The sequence below is a fragment of the Rummeliibacillus sp. NPDC094406 genome (genome assembly GCF_044763875.1).
In the GTDB taxonomy this organism is placed as follows: Bacteria; Bacillota; Bacilli; order Bacillales_A; family Planococcaceae; genus Rummeliibacillus.
Genome location: NZ_JBIWGZ010000004.1, coordinates 386,979 through 403,993, shown reverse-complemented (window position 1 = coordinate 403,993; position 17,015 = coordinate 386,979). Strand labels below are relative to the sequence as shown.

13 protein-coding genes are annotated in these 17,015 nt (G+C 35.5%); 8 read left to right on the top strand and 5 right to left on the bottom strand.

What is annotated here, in order from left to right:
• Window positions 1-130: 130 nt before the first annotated feature.
• The 3 genes from ACIQ4I_RS13495 (at window position 131) to ACIQ4I_RS13485 (ending at window position 5,693) form a co-directional block, all read left to right on the top strand.
• On the top strand, window positions 131-3,163 hold the full coding sequence (locus ACIQ4I_RS13495; RefSeq protein ID WP_403096625.1) for an NPCBM/NEW2 domain-containing protein: 3,033 nt from the start codon (window positions 131-133) through the stop codon (window positions 3,161-3,163).
• 947 nt (window positions 3,164-4,110) lie between these two features.
• Entirely contained in the window at window positions 4,111-5,076 is a 966-nt protein-coding gene (locus tag ACIQ4I_RS13490; RefSeq protein WP_403096622.1) for an inorganic phosphate transporter, read from the top strand.
• Window positions 5,076-5,693 carry a DUF47 domain-containing protein gene (locus tag ACIQ4I_RS13485; protein ID WP_403096619.1) on the top strand — a complete coding sequence of 206 codons (618 nt, stop codon included), beginning with the start codon at window positions 5,076-5,078 and terminating at the stop codon, window positions 5,691-5,693. Before ACIQ4I_RS13490 ends, ACIQ4I_RS13485 begins: the two co-directional genes overlap by 1 nt.
• Before the next feature lie 329 nt (window positions 5,694-6,022).
• Here ACIQ4I_RS13485 and ACIQ4I_RS13480 read toward each other — a convergent pair whose 3' ends face one another.
• Complete coding sequence (locus tag ACIQ4I_RS13480; RefSeq protein WP_403096616.1) at window positions 6,023-7,261, bottom strand: glycosyltransferase family 2 protein; 1,239 nt, start codon at window positions 7,259-7,261, stop codon at window positions 6,023-6,025.
• A gap of 28 nt (window positions 7,262-7,289) precedes the next feature.
• Window positions 7,290-9,194, bottom strand: a complete 1,905-nt coding sequence (locus tag ACIQ4I_RS13475; RefSeq protein ID WP_403096614.1) for a DUF2334 domain-containing protein — start codon at window positions 9,192-9,194, stop codon at window positions 7,290-7,292.
• An 868-nt stretch (window positions 9,195-10,062) separates the two neighbouring features.
• On the opposite strand from ACIQ4I_RS13475, the gene ACIQ4I_RS13470 reads away from it, so the two are divergent.
• The 3 genes from ACIQ4I_RS13470 to ACIQ4I_RS13460 are packed head-to-tail and all read left to right on the top strand — an operon-like array spanning window position 10,063 to window position 11,800.
• The gene (locus ACIQ4I_RS13470) at window positions 10,063-10,740 is read left to right on the top strand and encodes an ABC transporter permease (protein ID WP_403096611.1); all 678 of its coding nucleotides are present in this window, start codon (window positions 10,063-10,065) and stop codon (window positions 10,738-10,740) included.
• Window positions 10,740-11,639 (top strand): ABC transporter ATP-binding protein, encoded by a 900-nt coding sequence (locus ACIQ4I_RS13465; RefSeq protein WP_403096608.1) that lies wholly within the window; start codon window positions 10,740-10,742, stop codon window positions 11,637-11,639. The genes ACIQ4I_RS13470 and ACIQ4I_RS13465 overlap by 1 nt, the downstream gene beginning before the upstream one ends.
• Entirely contained in the window at window positions 11,639-11,800 is a 162-nt protein-coding gene (locus tag ACIQ4I_RS13460; RefSeq protein WP_403096605.1) for a hypothetical protein, read from the top strand. The genes ACIQ4I_RS13465 and ACIQ4I_RS13460 overlap by 1 nt, the downstream gene beginning before the upstream one ends.
• A gap of 120 nt (window positions 11,801-11,920) precedes the next feature.
• On the opposite strand, the gene ACIQ4I_RS13455 is transcribed toward ACIQ4I_RS13460, so the two are convergent.
• The 3 genes from ACIQ4I_RS13455 to ACIQ4I_RS13445 all read right to left on the bottom strand — a co-directional run bounded on the left by ACIQ4I_RS13455 (window position 11,921) and on the right by ACIQ4I_RS13445 (window position 15,624).
• Window positions 11,921-12,289 carry an HsmA family protein gene (locus ACIQ4I_RS13455; RefSeq protein ID WP_403096602.1) on the bottom strand — a complete coding sequence of 123 codons (369 nt, stop codon included), beginning with the start codon at window positions 12,287-12,289 and terminating at the stop codon, window positions 11,921-11,923.
• 361 nt (window positions 12,290-12,650) lie between these two features.
• Window positions 12,651-13,487 carry an EamA family transporter gene (locus tag ACIQ4I_RS13450; RefSeq protein ID WP_403096599.1) on the bottom strand — a complete coding sequence of 279 codons (837 nt, stop codon included), beginning with the start codon at window positions 13,485-13,487 and terminating at the stop codon, window positions 12,651-12,653.
• A 376-nt stretch (window positions 13,488-13,863) separates the two neighbouring features.
• The gene (locus tag ACIQ4I_RS13445) at window positions 13,864-15,624 is read right to left on the bottom strand and encodes a GMC family oxidoreductase (RefSeq protein WP_403096597.1); all 1,761 of its coding nucleotides are present in this window, start codon (window positions 15,622-15,624) and stop codon (window positions 13,864-13,866) included.
• A 537-nt stretch (window positions 15,625-16,161) separates the two neighbouring features.
• Between ACIQ4I_RS13445 and ACIQ4I_RS13440 the strand changes: the two genes are divergently transcribed.
• Entirely contained in the window at window positions 16,162-16,494 is a 333-nt protein-coding gene (locus ACIQ4I_RS13440; RefSeq protein WP_403096594.1) for a hypothetical protein, read from the top strand.
• A 124-nt stretch (window positions 16,495-16,618) separates the two neighbouring features.
• Entirely contained in the window at window positions 16,619-17,011 is a 393-nt protein-coding gene (gene mutT / locus ACIQ4I_RS13435; RefSeq protein ID WP_403096591.1) for an 8-oxo-dGTP diphosphatase MutT, read from the top strand.
• Window positions 17,012-17,015 lie beyond the last annotated feature (4 nt).

Sequence of the window (17,015 nt, the reverse complement as noted above, 5' to 3'; positions counted from 1 at the left end):
GCGTTTTTCAGTGCTCTCATTTTTTATGTGGGATTTTTTTATGATTTCCTTATTTGAAATTAAGCTACTCTTCTTTGAGTAGCTTTTTTATGTGCTCCTTAGGAAAAAAATTCATTAGGAGGAATTATGTATGAAAGTAGTAAAAATTGTAACAGTGTCTGCCTTGGCATTGAATTTAGTCGGCGGTCCATTGAATGTTTTAGCAAGTGAAAATCCGAATGGAAGCATTGTCAAAACTTCAGCTGAAGCTAGTACTAATCCTACGATCGCTTCGGTGAAAATATTTGATTTGTATGAAAAAGAGATTTTAAAAGCATACGATGACGTATTTAAAATGGCGAACACGAACATTAAATCAATCACTAACAACGGTGGAAAATATGCTGATTCTACTATTGATAAAGCGATTGATGGCGACATGAATACATATTGGGAAACTGGAAAACCGAATAGTGCATCATTTACAAATGAAGTCGTGATCCAGTTCGATGAAGCGTCTACGTTAAATAGAATTGTCTACGCTGCCCGTCAATCTTCTGCGAAAGGTAAAGGTTTTGCCCAGCAGTTTAAAATTTATAGCTCCACTACAGATACAGGCAATGATTTTACACTCGTTTCATCTGGTGAATATACAGGTTCTACTGGAGATATCGTGGAAATTCAGTTCAAGCCTACAGAATTTAAACGAGTAAAATTTGTTTTCACTAAAGCAAATCAAGACTGGGCAAGTGCATCAGAGTTAGCCTTTTATAAAGAAGATACGTTAAACGATAAAATGGCGAAGTTATTTACTGACGGTACAATGAACAAAGTTTCACCTGAATTCAATAGTATCGAGCAAATTAACGCACTAGAAGCAGAAGTAAAAACTCATCCACTATATCCTACTTATAAAGAGAATATAGAGTTAGCTAAAAAAGTGATTAATGGTGAAGTCGTTACAGAAGGAAGAATAATAGTAGCCGAGCAACATGGGGATATGGTAAAGCATGCGAATGAAAAATTAAAGTTCGGCTTCGGCAACAATTTGCAACCAACTGGACTTGCTGCTCAGCCGGGCGATCAAATTATCGTTTACGTTGATGCATCGACAACTGGGCCATTACCACGCTTAGCTTTTGCACAACAAGAAGGTGCTTGGAATAGTTGGAGACAAAGTGTAAGCTTAAAAGTCGGTAAAAACGTCATCACTGTTCCTGCAATCACTAAAACTTCTTATAATAAAAAGGAAGTCACACCGGGTGGAACAATTTATATTGAAAATCCATATACAGCTGAACAGCAAGGTAAAGCACCTACATTAAGATTTGAAGGTGTTGATCGCATTCCTTTTGCAACGAAGTCTATAAATGTCGATGAGTTCAAACAATTTTTAATCGACTATAAGAAAAAAATTGATGAAGATATAGCAAAACATCCTAATGTTGAAGATCGCGAAGTGCTAGATATCGTAGAAATCGTTAGTGACCATTTATTCTGGACAGGTACTGCAACAGGTGCTTACAAAACGTATATAGAAAATGGCTACAGCCCACTACAAACAATTGAATCGTATAATCGTCTAATGGACGAATTATTTAAGTATTACGGTTTAGATGGACGAAATGAAAAAAATGACCCTAAATTAATTAGAGAAAACGTACGACTTGCACAGCCTTATGCGTATATGTATGCGGCTGGCGATCATATCGGTACACTGGATGATGTCGTATCCAATATCTTAGTTCCATTTGAAGAAAAAGGTGGCTCATGGGGCGTTATCCATGAAATCGGTCATCGCATGGATATTGGAGTACGAACTATCGGTGAAGTAACAAACAATATGCTTCCGCAGCATATGTCAGCATTTTACGGCAAAATCGATGGACGTATCCCTTATGAAGCGAACGTCTATAAAAACGTACTGAAAGAAAATTCAAAAGATTATAACAATCAAGGTTTATTTGAAAAACTAGCTGTTTATTGGCAACTTGAAATGTATAGCCCAGGATATTGGGGTAAATTAAATTCTTTATACCGCGAACGAGATGTGACACTTTCAGATGGTGATCGATCTAAACAACAATATTTAGTTGAATTCTCTTCGGAAGCACTTGGTTTAGATTTAAGTGAACATTTTGCTCGTCATGGCTTTGTCGTAACTGACGAAACAAAAGCAAAAACGAGCAAATATCCAAAACCAGATAAAAAAATATGGTATTTAAATAATAGTGCAGCAGGCTATAAAGGAAATGGTATGAAAGGTAAAGAAGTAAACGTAAAATTTGCTTCAAACCACGCTGACGAAACAAATACGCTATATTTATCGGTTGATAAAGCGGATCAAGATGATTTCTTAGGTTATGAAATTTTTAGAGATAATGAATTAATCGGCTTTACTAGTACCGGACAATTTATCGATGAAAATGTAGATACAACAAAAAATTATACGTACAAAGTCGTTGGCTATGATAAAAAATTAAATACGCTAAAACCAGTAGAAGTAAAGGCATTTACCCCTACCCTATCTGCTGAAGAGAATGTCACAGTTAAACTACATCAAGCATTTGATCCAATGGATTATGTTAAAGCGATTTCTCATAGTGGCCAAGATATAACAAAAACAGTCGTCATCAAATCGAATACGGTCGATGTAGCGAAAAAAGGAAGCTATGAAGTTGTTTATGAAATAAACGATGAAGGCATCCAAGAAACAAAAACAATGAACGTAAATGTAATAAGTGACATGCAATATATTTCTGATATGACAGCTAAATCTGCAAAAGTAGGTTGGGGCTCATTACAAAAAGATAAATCAATTGCTGGTGATACAATTACATTACTAAGACAAGGTGTTGATACAACGTATGCAAAAGGACTCGGTGCACACGCGAACTCTGAAGTAGTGTATGACATTGAAGGAAAAAGCTTTAATTTCTTTGAAAGTTATATTGGGATCGATCAAGTAGCAAAAGGAAAAGAATCTTCAGCTACATTTGAAGTATGGGTAGATGGTGAACAAAAATTTGCAAGTGATGTATTCAAGGCCCACACAGATCATGGCTATGTCAACATCCCTGTTACAGGTGCAAAAGAAGTGAAGTTAATCACAACAGATGCTAACGATAGCGGTAATTCCTCAGACCATACGATATGGGCTGATGCTAAATTTGGAAAAAACTAAAGTCTCCCTACCTTAACACTATTGGAAGACTTGACGATGGTGAAGTTAAACAGGATTTTGACCTTCTCAAAGATGAAACAGCATCTGATATCGAGGATGGCGATTTAAGTAAGCAAATCCAAGTAACAGCGAATGGCTTCAACACGAAGAAAACGGGTACTTACCAAATCGAGTAAACTATAACGGATAGTGATAAAAATGTCGTAACAGACGAACCTACTAGTCTACAGAAGATAATTAGATTATTTGTTGAGGTACTTTTGTTAAAGGGCCTTGCTTGGAAAGTTTTCCTGAAGACTTTAAATAGGCTATCCAATGTATAGATTATTCAAGGAACTAATTCTCTAATTAAATATATCAGTATTATATAATGAACCGCTTCAGCAAAAGTACTGAAGCGGTTCTCTATTAATTAGAATGATATATTGAACTAGTAGGTGATGGAATTAAAAAGTACACCAAGACTCAACTAATTTTAAGCTTGAGAATGAGCATTTTGAAGTTTCGTATTACACAAATCAGAATGGTTAAGAGTCATTTTACGAGGACATAAAATGCTAAGAGAGAGAATACAATTCAAAAAAAAGCGAATAAAGCACTAGAAGAAGCGAATAAATCTATTGAAAGAGCGAACAACTCCTTTCAAAGAGCGAATAAACTCTCAAATTCTGTGAGCGCCTGGCACCATACTCTAAAACAAACATATCCCCCCATGTCCTCTTTCAACGCCTAAAACCTACTCTATGCCATCAACTTTCCCTTTCACTTGCTTCGAATTGTTAGAAGAAACTTTAGCAAGCGTTTGTAAGATTCTTATTTATTTCAATACCATTTGATTAGTATAATGTAAATAGATAAAAAAGGAGGGAGAATTGGTGTTAACAGGAATCTATTGGTTGTTGGCTGTTGTAATTATTATTGCATTGATTTTTACGCTGACGAATGGATTGCATGATGCGAGTTCGGTTGTTGCTACGATGATTGCTTGCAAAGCTGCTAGTCCAGTTCAGGCGGTACTGATTGTTGCAATTTTTGGATCGCTAGGGGTTCTTTTTAGTGGAAATCAAGTTGCTGATACTGTGTCAGCAATCGTTAAAATCTCTCCGGGGATTCATCTTATACATATATTAATCGCATCCATTTTCGGTGCGGTAGTTTGGAATCTCATTACTTGGAAAATCGGGATTCCATCCAGTTCCACCCATGCTCTTATTGGAGGTCTTGTTGGGGCTGCGTGGATTGCAAATGGGCCTAACAGCATTTTATGGGGAGTTTCGGAGCTCTTTTCAGGTAATCACCAGTTAGTAGGGATTATGAAAGTGATCGTTTCACTGATTCTTTCCCCTGTCCTGGGCTTCGTCATTGCATTTGTGATTCAAAAAATATCTGCTCTGCTGTTAAGAAATGCTAAATTCAGCATTAATGGTACGATCAATAAGCTGCAGTGGATTGTGGCGGCTGCTCTGGCATTTAGCCACGGATCAAATGATTCTCAGAAAATAACCGGGTTGATTTCACTGGCACTTATATCTGCCGGTATCGTGAATTCACATGGTGTTCCACTTTTTATTAAATTAGCAGTAGGCTTGGTCATGTTTATCGGTACTGCTTTAGGTGGATGGAAAATCATGAAGACGATTGGAAACAAAATATATGATTTAAGACCAATTCACAGCTTGAATTCAATGCTCTCTTCAGGAACTTCAATCCTACTCGCTACTTTTACTGGCGCACCCGTTTCTACAACACATGTGGTTGTAGGTGGTATTATGGGGGTTGGTTCAGCAGACGAATATCGAATGGTAAACTGGAAAATTGGTAAAGAAATAGTTACAGCTTGGTTTATCACCATGCCATGTTCTGCCATAGCTGCTGCTATTGTCTACTTTTTAATGAATGGGAGGATTTTTTAATGAGTGATAATAATTTTTTGGATAAAATATTCCCTAAAAAGTATGATTTCTATTCCATGCTTTTGAATCAGAGCAAAACAAATTATGAAATCATTGATTCTTTGGACAATTGGATTAAGGTCAAAGGTGAATCTGATGATTTACTTAATAAGAAAAAAGAAGCTGATAACATACGGTTTCAGCTTGAACATGACCTTGTGGAAGCATTTGCAACCCCATTTGACAGACAAGATCTCTATTCCATTTCTGTTGCGATGAACAAAATTAGTGACTGCTCCATATCTATATTTAAGACCATTAAGGCTTTAAACATCGAAGCGGACTCTACAATCATAGAAATGACAAGTTTATTAAGTCAGGGCGCGTTAGAACTTAGTGACGCAATATTAATTTTGGAGAAAAAACCTGATGAATGCCAAAGCAGAATTGCAAAAATTAGAATAGCTCAACAATCGATGGAAGATATCTACATTTCAGGACTGGCAGAGCTCTTTACAAACAATGATTCTATTACCATTTTAAAATATAAAGAAGTATATGATGTTTTAAAAGAAGCAGCTATATTATTGGGTGATACGGTGGATATTTACCATAGAATCTGCGTTAGGATGATATAAGAAGGAATTTTTTTACCAAAGCAAAGAAGATGCTGTTCTGTATTTTGCAGGCAGCATCTTTTTTGAATTCTATCGGCTACGATAATGATTATTTCTCGATTCACATCTTCTATTGCCTCACAGTTTCTCTAATCCTTTTTTTCGAGGACTTAAAATGCTTAGAGGGCGAATACAATTACAAAAAGAGCGAATAAAGCACTTGAAGAAGCGAATGAATCTGTTGAAAGAGAGAATAAACCCCTTTAAAGAGCGAATAAACTCTCAAATCCCAAAGAACACATGCCCTCCCGCTGTTGTTTTGAAACAGTGTTGTGCTTTTTCTCTTATCATCATTCCTTCATATCCTCAAATCGAATAGAACGTGTATGGACTGTATGGTGCCAAGCTTTATTCTTACTTGTGAATACTCCTATTAAAGTAATCGGGAACCATGAGAATTGGAACACTGGAAAAAGTATGAGCCCCCAATAAGATTTCAAAGGTCTTTTCTCTAACAGCATGACTAAGGGGAATTGCAAAAATAAGGCGATGTTTAACGCAATCCAAGCCCAGTCGGGAACTATTTTTAAAAAGGGAAAGTGAGTATATAAAGGAGTTCCTAATTGCAAATAGGTCATGACCCACACCGCTGCAACGAACAAGAACCGAATAGGCTGGAATAAGTACAAAGCCGCATCAAATTCAGAAAAATTACGTGTTCTAACAGCATGGCTTAAAAGCGGCTTCATATATCTCATTGCGCATTCAGTATGTCCCCTAATCCAACGTACCCGCTGCCTAAATGAGCTCCTAAGTGTGATGGGCTTTTCATCATAAATAATCGCATCATTAGCCCATGTGGGATAGATTCCTTTGAGAACGCAACGCGCCGTAAATTCTACATCCTCCGTAAGTGATGTTGCATTCCACCCCATCTCCTTGAGTAAATCAGAATCGAAGCACATTCCTGTTCCAGCCAAGGTGTTCGGCATCCCCCAATTTTGCCTAGCCTGTTGCCACATCTTATTCATGAACCAATAACTAATCGCATACGAAAGTGTAACCCATGAATCATATGGGTTTTTCGTTTCTACGTAGCCTTGTATCACTCTATAACCATTTAGTAACTTGTTATTCATCTCATGTAAAAAGTTTCCGCTAACTAAATTGTCAGCATCAAATATGACAACAGCATCGAACTGTCGCTCCCTTTTCCATAGTTGATTTAGCATCCACTCAACTGCGAATCCTTTTCCCTTTTGAACATCATCAAACCTCTCCATTGCATGAACTCCATGCTCAATCGAAATCTGTGCGGTGCGGTCTGTACAGTTATCACAGATGACGAATACCTCATACAATTCTTTCGGGTAGTCCAAGTTGTTGAGGTTATCTAGGAGTGGGGCAATCACCTTCTCCTCATTATGTGCCGCAACAAGGATGGCAAATGACTTTTCTGGTGAGTGCTTCACTTCTGTATCCTCTTTCCCCTTTTTATAACCAGCTAAACTGATTATAAATTGAAAAATAGTAATGGAAAAAATAATCACTTGCAATATGTCAGCAATTATTATGAAAAATAGATGCATAAGTTCTTCCTTTCGATATTAAGGATTCTCACTTTCGAAAAGACAGAGCGATGTCTAATAATTGCCCTGTATAATCGTAGGATCCAATATCTGTTTTTCCATTGCCATCAAAGTCGGCAACAAATCCGATTCGCCCACTTCCATGAGCCCATGGACCAAAGCTATTATCTAGCGGAACAAACCGACTATTCCCCTTGTTCTCGTACACTTGCCATACACCAGTCTCCGAATTATAAACGATTAAATCGCTTTTTCCATCTCCATTCGGATCGCCTACAAGTAATTGATCTCTTGGGTTTAAGCTAATCCCTTTGATTGGTTTAGACTTCGTATATTGGCCATTCCCCTGATAATAGCGAATAGATACTTGTTGGTCTTTACTTGATACACAAAGGATGTCGTTTTGATAAGAGCTCTCAAACCGTCCTATGTATAAATTCGAATCCTTAGGAAAAGGAGACTGTACCGTACTTAAGACAAGTTTATTATTTACAAGATGAATAAGTTTAATATGCCCTTTTTGTGTGGCAATCATCCCTTTTCCTTTTTCTGATTGGATTTCCTCTAAGGATTGAAGCCCAGAAGGCAGCTTACCAAGTAATATAGGAGCTAAAAACTGACCTTCCCCTGCAAAAAAAATCCGGAGCTCTCCTGTTTTTTTGTTGTAGCTAATCAAGTCCCGCTTTCCATCACTGTTCCAATCAGAAAGGATAAGCTCTTCTTCATCTGTAAAGGTGTGCTTCAACCATACTTGAGAGGCATGCTGAGGACGATTACGGGGAAGTTTATATGATTGAGGTATCACCAGCACACGATGCTTTTCGACTACAATCACATCCGCATGCCCATGTCCGGTTACATCTCCCAATAATACTTTCTGAGGTGATGTACTGGGAGGCATCGTCACACGATGAGCCGGAGTATACGGCACAATATCATGGAGTGACATCCAGCGATAGCCCTCTTTTTCGAAACCATCCAACAGCCGATGAAGATTCGATCTTGGGCCATCATCCTTATATTTGAAAACTGGTAACCCATCCCTTATCAACTGCTTTCCATCCGCTCCCAGCTGTTCCTCCAAATAAGGGAACTCCAAAAATGGATGAAAGTATAAAGAAGCTAGACCATCGTCATTAGCCGCTTTTGCTAAGATCCGGTCCACTGATTTTTCGTCCTTAACATAACTGTAAGGTGCAGGCACATAAATAGACCCTAAACTGCTCTGACCATAAGAATTCGTAGTATCGTAAACATTTATATCCTTAAGAGAACGAAGGGAAAATAAATCAGGCTGATACAGGATACCTATGAAGGAACGGAACACCTTCTCCTGAACTCTGGTGTCATGATAATGGGGAGTTTCCCAAAACTTCGGTTGTAAGCCAACTTGATCAAACGCAGCAATACTTTTAGTAATTCGTTCAGCTGCATACGAACTTTCCTTCGTTTCAGGTGCCCCATTCACTTTAAACTCATTGCCAATTCCAGAATTCTGATTGTCATTAGGCTTGGTGGAATCTCCAAATTGATGACTGTAGCCATGCATCCCCAGGATAGCGCCCCGTTTCTCACCTTCTTGTAGTAATCTGATAAAATTACTCACAACGGTATCGGGATTAGGGTCATCTATTCCTCTTTCTCTCCATGTTCCATCCACTTCAACACTTATCCATCTTGGAATAACGGCCATATGATAAGGTATATCCTTCGTCTGAATGTATTCCATAACGGCTCTTAATTTTCCTAAACCTTCCAAACTACCATATACACCACCAGGCCCGATATCTTCTAGTCGAATCATCGCATGTCGCTTTTTTGTGTTTGGATAGATGTTCGCTCCTGTAAAAGTAATTTGGTATAGTAGCACAGAAACTGCAACAATTACGGAAGCCGCAATAATGCCTACCCATTTCCAAAACTTACTCTTCAAGCCTTATTCTCCTCCAGCTCCATATATTTCAAACATTCTTACATTAAGTACTATTCCCTCATTTGAATAAATTAATCATTCTAAAGTGCAATACTCTTAAATTCGTGAAGTGATCAAAATAAAAATACGACTTAACAAAAACTATGTGAAAATAACACATAATTTCGATTAAGTCGTATCGAAAAATACCTATTTTATTGAATCAATTTGATAAATCTATTTTCGTTTTTTAAATACGAACATTTCAACATAATAACTTTTCACTATTCAGATGTGGATGTTCCGCTACAGACGGCGCTAATCAGTGGGAGTTTTCTTCATCCCCCACTGATTATTAGTTGAGGCTCACAGGATGTGAGTCACACAGACATTGCCCACAGGACGTGGCAATGTCTGTGTTCATTAATTCTGGCTTTTAAGGGCAGTTTATCTCCCACCAAACTTCTTTGCTTTCACTGAATTTTGTGGTGAGAGTAATACTGCCCGTTAATGCGGGATTAATTACAGATTAAATGGAATCTATTAATGTCAAATTACGTTCATGCTTCATTTCTAAACGTTTATGAATATTTTTATCTAGACTAAAAAACTCCCTTACAATAGGTAGAGAAGGTATATTGGTACCTCATGTCGACAAATTGTAAAAATCTTGCTTTCAGAGCTAGAAAAGAAATTGAGTAATTATTTCTTTTTCCGAACACATTCATCTTATTTAATACCACTATAAAATTAACCGGTATTGAATTAGAAAAGTTTGTTACGTCTTTTATCATTGAGATAAGCGGAACAAGTCACCCAGTAAACATAAATAACATGAAGTTAAAAATATCTCATTACTTAATACACTTTAAGAAAGAAGGATTGAATTATGATTGCTATTGCTAAAAAAGAATTTATCGAGATGACGAAAAGTTTTAAATCATTATTTATCATTTCACTATTAGTTCTAACGTCGTATTTTATGAGTAAATTTGTTTCAAGAAACCTCGTTGGTTTCGGTGCGGATACAAATAATTATGTGTCTGCCACAAGACTTCTTATTTTAGTATTTGGATTTCTATTTGTTCTCATGCTATCCCATGATTTAATGAGTCGTGAAACATCTACGAAAACAATTCGATTTCTTATAACCAAAACTTCACGTACAAATATTATTTTAGGTAAGTTTTTAGGTGTTGCAGCTTTTTGGTTATTTTCTCTTGGAATTTCAATCACTATTGTGTCTTTTTTTGCGAAGGACTTTCTTTGGTTTACATTCTTACAGTTGTATAGCTTCCTTATTTTTGCCATTGGGCTTTGCTTATTAATTTCTACATTGGCAAAAACAACGAGTATGTCAATGCTACTTGGACTAGCAGTTAGCTTTGTAATACCTATTATTGGGATGTGGAGCATGTTCTCAGAAAAAACTTGGTTAAAACCATTTAAACTATTGCTTCCCTACCAATATCAAATAAAAGAAAATGGCCTTGTGCTTATTCCGCTGATCATGGGTCTTATTTTTGTATCCGTTAGTATATGGCATTTTAAACGAGGTGATTATTAATGAGTAACGTTTTAGTAATGACAGATATAACAAAATCATTTGGACCTATAGATGTCTTAAAAGGAGTTTCTTTCTCTATTAATAAAGGAGAAATCTTCGGCTTTCTCGGGAGAAATGGTGCCGGAAAAAGTACGTTGATTAATATTTTAACAGGAGTTATTCATCAAACAAATGGCGATTTCCGCATTCTTGGAAAACCCTTAGATAAAGTCAAACATAAAATAGGCGTTTTCCCAGATGTAGATAATTTCTATGGAGACTGGAGTGCTAATCAACATTTAAAATTCTTTGCAAAAATACAAAAAATCAAAATTCAACAAAAGGATATCGATGAAAAACTTGCATTAGTAGGACTTTTAAAGGATAAAGGAAAAAAGGTGAAAAACTTTTCGTTTGGCATGAAAAAGAAGCTTGGAGTTGCACAAGCACTAATCGCCGATCCTGAATTTATTATTTTAGATGAACCCACATCTGGGCTAGACGCTGAATCAGCAATTCATATGCGAGATCTCGTAAAAAAATTGGCAAGTCAAGGAAAGACCATCTTCATCACATCGCATAATTTAAATGAACTAGAAATGCTAAGTCATCGTATTGCAATTTTAAAAGATGGACGAATTAGTGTCATTGGAACGATGGAAGAGCTGCGTGCACAATCACAAAATAAAATTCAAGTTGAAATAACATTAAACCACCCTCTTAAAAAAGAAGACTTGGCCACAATTACATTACCTCCACATCAAATAGATAAGCAACATTTACGTATTTTCGTAAAACAACAAGAGGAAATTGGGCATTGTATTCGTCAACTCGTACTTAAAGGCTATGATATTTATAGCGTCATACAGCACGAGAAAACATTAGAAGATATATTCTTACAAAATGAGGTGGCACAGTAGTGGGAAAATATCTTATCTTAACAGTCGCAATTATATTCGGCTACTTTTACTTAGCATGGAAAATGAACGATAAGATTGGTCCCATTTTTGTTCTTTTGATTCTTTTTGCAGTTAATTACATTGCTAGTCGTGTTATAAATGCACGAAAAATAAGTATATAGCAAAGCGCTCACGAAAAACACGTGGGCGCTATTTGACGCTTACTTTTAAAATGTTACGTTCACAACAACAGTAAATGCATATAAAAGGGCAATATAAATTTATCCTTACTGTTATTAAAATTAGTTGGTCATTCCATATATCATTCCAGATATATAAGGAATTAACCAAATGAACCATACTAATATACTAAACTTATGGAATTTTCTCATCATATTTGAGTCTTTTTTTACCAATACAATAGAGGCCCAAATTGCATGAAATAACATTAATAAGATTGCTAATAAACCTGTTATGCCATGAAAACTAAATAGAGATCCTTCTGTGGCCATTTTTTCCATCATGGTAGTTCCAAGTGTATCGCATATTAAGCCTATCCAAAAAATAATCACATGCCATAACTTTAATGTTTTTTGAATTTTTTCTGCCCATACTCCTACAGAATAAAAAACTAGTGCTGCTGTAATAAATATAGTAGCAAAGATTAGCATTTCAATAATCACCCGATTCATAGCATTATTTAAATGTCTTTTTCCCTTAAAAGTAATACTTTATACTCTAAAAAAATGTATACACCTATTGCTCAGACTTATTATAAAAAAGAAATATGAACAGCAGATGAACAACAACATAGAAATTAACTTCTACATGCTGGAGTCCAGACAACAATAATCTAGTACTTTAATAATGTGAAATTTGGTATTATCTTTTTGCGGTTAATTACATTGCTAGTCGTGTCATTAATGCACGAAAAATGGAAAACTAGTTAAGACTAATATATTAAAAAAGCTACCAACTACGAATTCGCAGTTGGTAGCTAATACTATACAGCCATTCCTTTAAAAATAAGCATCAAATCTTCGTAAGCACAATCCCACCAATTGCAGTTAAAACACCGATGATTTGATAAACTTTCATTTTTTCTTTATAGAGCAAGACACTGCCAAGTACTACGACTAAACAGCTTAGGCTCACGATTGGGAATACAATACTTGCGATCCCTTTGTCTAGTGAGAAAAAGTAGCTACTATAGCCTATGACACTAAAGCATCCAATGACAGAGCCAAATTTCACTTCGGAACGAAGCCATTTTTCTCTCGTGATCAGACTTTGGATGATTAAGTATACAGCTCCACCACCGTACATACAAACTAGCGTATTGATCGAATCGATTTGTAAATGTGAAGAGGTTTTCATCAATACACCAAGAACGCCAAAGCATAGAATTGAAAGTAAAATTCTGTACATCCATGGCTTGTATTTAATTTCACCAGCGCTACCTGGTGCATATTGAATAACCGCCGCAGACCCAAGCATGACGATAATTCCAATCCACTGAATGAGTGTAATATGTTCATGGAAAATAAGTGCTGCGCTCAAAATTGGAATTACCGTATAGGTACTAATAATCGGAGATGTTAGACTCGCAGGTCCCTTTTCAAACGCCTTCGACATTTGAATATTACCATTCGCATTTAAGATACCAATCACTGCGCCAAGTACAATCGTTAATGTATTAAATGGAGCAAATCCTTTGATGACCCCATACCCAAACATTAACAAAAATGCGATCAGGTAAAAGAAAAATTGCATATGTACTTTTGACATACCCTTTCCAGATGTTGCCTTAAAAATGAGATTATTGATACCAAAACAAAACATGGTCAAAATTGCTGCTACAATCCACATAATTATCCTTCTCTCTCGTTGATACTGCTAATTTTAGTATAAAAATTGCGAATATTGAACAATTTTTTTCGATTTTCATCATATCTTGTATGAAAATGGTTAGTGACATGCGTAAAATAGAAAATCCGATTCAATTTGTTGAATCAGCTAATCTACTTTTCAGTAGAATCATTGTTAAACTTTAGCCAGTAATTTAATTATATTTTATTGCCATATTATATTTTCAACTTTAAAAACCCAGTTACTTTTACATATGGTAGAGTAACTGGGCTTACTTATTGACATGTTATCTAATCATTTTTTAACATTCTTACTAATTTATTCTTTGTAAAGACTAAAAAATGTACTTTTACAAAAGTATCTATCCTATCTTCTATTAATCTATTGATCCATTTCCCTCGAATTCGTCAAATTCTCCATCTTCTATTACAAGGGTATGAAGATTATTTTGAATAAATCTGACGCAATTTAACGCAATCATCTGTGCAGGATTTGATGGATTACCATCCGGTAATATAGGCGCTACAGAAAGGTCGGCAACTTTAAGATTTTTAGTACCATGAACATTCAGGAATCCATCAACAACTCCATTTTGAATGTCCTTTCCCATTTTACATTGACCTCCAAAATGATCGAAATTGGTGTAGGAAGCTTTCGCATATTCAGCAAGTAATTTTCTCTTTTCTTTTTCATCGGTTAAATGAAATATTTTTTCTTTAGGATATACAATCTCGTAACTTCCTTTCGGGTCTTTTTTCCGAGCTTTCATAATAATTTTGAATGTTTCAATATACTGATCCACTACATAATTTAAATCATCAAGGTTATCTAGTGGATTAAATTTAATAGATGGATATGCTTCAGGATCACTATGTGCCGCAAGGATGCTACCTCTACTTGTAGGGTTTAGGTCGATGATAGCAATACTCATGACATTCCTACATTTATTCTGATTAAATTGCCAATTATGAATGAATACATCTTGAATCGGTATAAAGTTTGGAATTGGAAATCCTATTAATTGAAGACGACGTCCAGGTCCATCATCCTTTTTAAAAGCACCTAGAACTACTGGCACAGGATCAGTAGAAAGTACTTGTAGCAGGCGATTTGTTTCTACTTTTACTCCCATACCAACATAATATTGAGTTTGGAAGTTGTGCCCAACATGTGGGCTTTCTACTAATGGTTGTATCCCAATTTCGGCTAAATCTTCAAGATTGCCGATTCCTGAGCGTTGTAGAATAACCGATGAGAAAATACCTGCTGAGATAATAACCCCTTTTCGAGAATAAGCTCGTTCTGTCACTCCGTTTTTGATATATTCAACGCCAACTGCAATCTTTTCACTATCTTTATGTTTAAAAAGAATTTTATTTACTGTTGATTTTGCGTATATAATCAACTTTCTAGTTCCAATACCGAACTCATCTGAATTGCTCTCATCTCCTTGTGTTACGACATTTTCATTTAAATATCCAGTTGCAGTCGACGATCGAATGAACTCACCATCTCCTATATCTTCCTGAGTTAATTGTGCTTTAAATGATGTAACATCTCTTATCCCATCATTATAGTCCTCTTTAATTGGAACCTTCAGAACTTTAGATGTTGCCTCAACTAAAGTCTGTATAATCCCATTGCTAGGTATGTTTTGCTGTCTAATAAATATCGGTCCATTCGTTCCTCGTTCATTTGGGCTCTGTGTTTGTCCAGTGTATGTTTCATTGAATTTAAACAAGGAGCTTATATTGTCGTATTTCCATTCATTATTACCGACAATTCTCGCCCATTCATTATATAATTCTCTGCTTCCTCGAACTGCAGCCATAAAATTATGTTGTGAGCTTCCACCTATTACTCTTCCCGCCCTTAATCTAATCTGTCGGACGATATTTTCTGCTATTTGCGATAAAACATTAAATGAAAGTTTATTATCATTTGCCCGAATTTCCGCTGTTTCAATGGAAGGACTTTCATTCTTCATGTTTGTTCCAGCTTCTAGTACAAGTAAAGAAGTTATATTGTCATCAGTTAGCTGTTTAGCAATAACTCCTCCTGTGGTTCCTGCTCCAATGACTATATAATCAAAAACATTCTTTTTTTGCTCATTATTTTCGTGTATTTTTTGTTCCATTAATCTTACTACCTACTTTCTTTTAATATTGGTTTGATCCTTATCAAAATATGTAGACAAATTCTTTTTGTATAGGTATAAGTTCTATGATTTATTAGATTATAAATTTTGATTATTGAACCCTTAAAGTGAATATTCTTTTTTGAACTATGTTAGACTTTAACGTTGATTTTTAAATATTAATTTGGGAAACCCTTGAAATTAAGCGTTCCCCTTTTTGAACACAAGCAAGATTGTATTATTACGTAAAATACACCTTTAGAAGTAAATCATAGTATGTGTCGTTTTCATTTTGCATAACTTTTAATTTTTTCCAAACAGGCTTTCTTGTCTTATAATAGTCATAGGGAATTCTTCCTCCAGTTTGGGAGTTTATATGGAGCTTACTCATTTCGACAATTTCATGTCTTAAAACCACTGGGGCTCTAGGGGTTTAATTTATGAAATTGATTCAGATAATTTAAATATATTGTTATCTATTAATGTTTGTGGGAAAACACTGATTATAATATTCAAGACAAGGGTAGGTGTGAAATAATGGATGATATAATTGGCAATTTAGTGGTTATATTTGTCATAATCGGGTTCACATATGGATTAGTTAAGCAACTTCAACATACAATAACAATCCATAAAACAGTTGGATTTAAATGTAATAGATTACTAATTGGTAATTATCTAAAAAATGCGGCACTATTCGGTTTTATCATTTCTTTTCTTTTAAATGTTTTAGTAGGCCTACAAATAATACAATCAAATAGTATTACAAGTGATACTACTGGTTTTTCATGTACTCTATTTCTTTTAGGATTTTTTATAGCTGAATTTTGGGTTATTCCTAAAAGGAAAGTTTACGAAGATTTATACTAACTTACTTATTTCTTTACAGATCAAAGTATTTAGTAAGATGTTATTTAAACAATCTTAGAATTCCTTTAATTCGAATCTTACTACTTTAAATCATTAAGTGATTACATTTAAGGAGCAATACATTATGAAAAAATCCGTACATGTCGTTGGTGCAATTATTGAAAATGAAAAAAATGAGATTTTCTGTGCTTTAAGAAGTCCTAATATGATACTTGCAAATTACTGGGAATTTCCTGGAGGTAAAATCGAAGCTGGTGAGACACCGCAGCAAGCTTTAAAACGAGAAATTCAAGAAGAATTCAGCTGTGAAATTGAAGTTGGCAAAAAAGTAGAAGATACTACATACGAATATGAAAAAGTCATAGTCCGTTTAGAAACATACATGGCCAAAATTGTACAAGGTGTTCCTTCAATTAGTGAACACGCAGATGCCAAATGGGTTATACGTCAAAGTCTTTCACAACTTGATTTTGCCCCTGCTGATTTGCCGGCTGTTGAAAAACTGGTGCAAAAATAAAAAG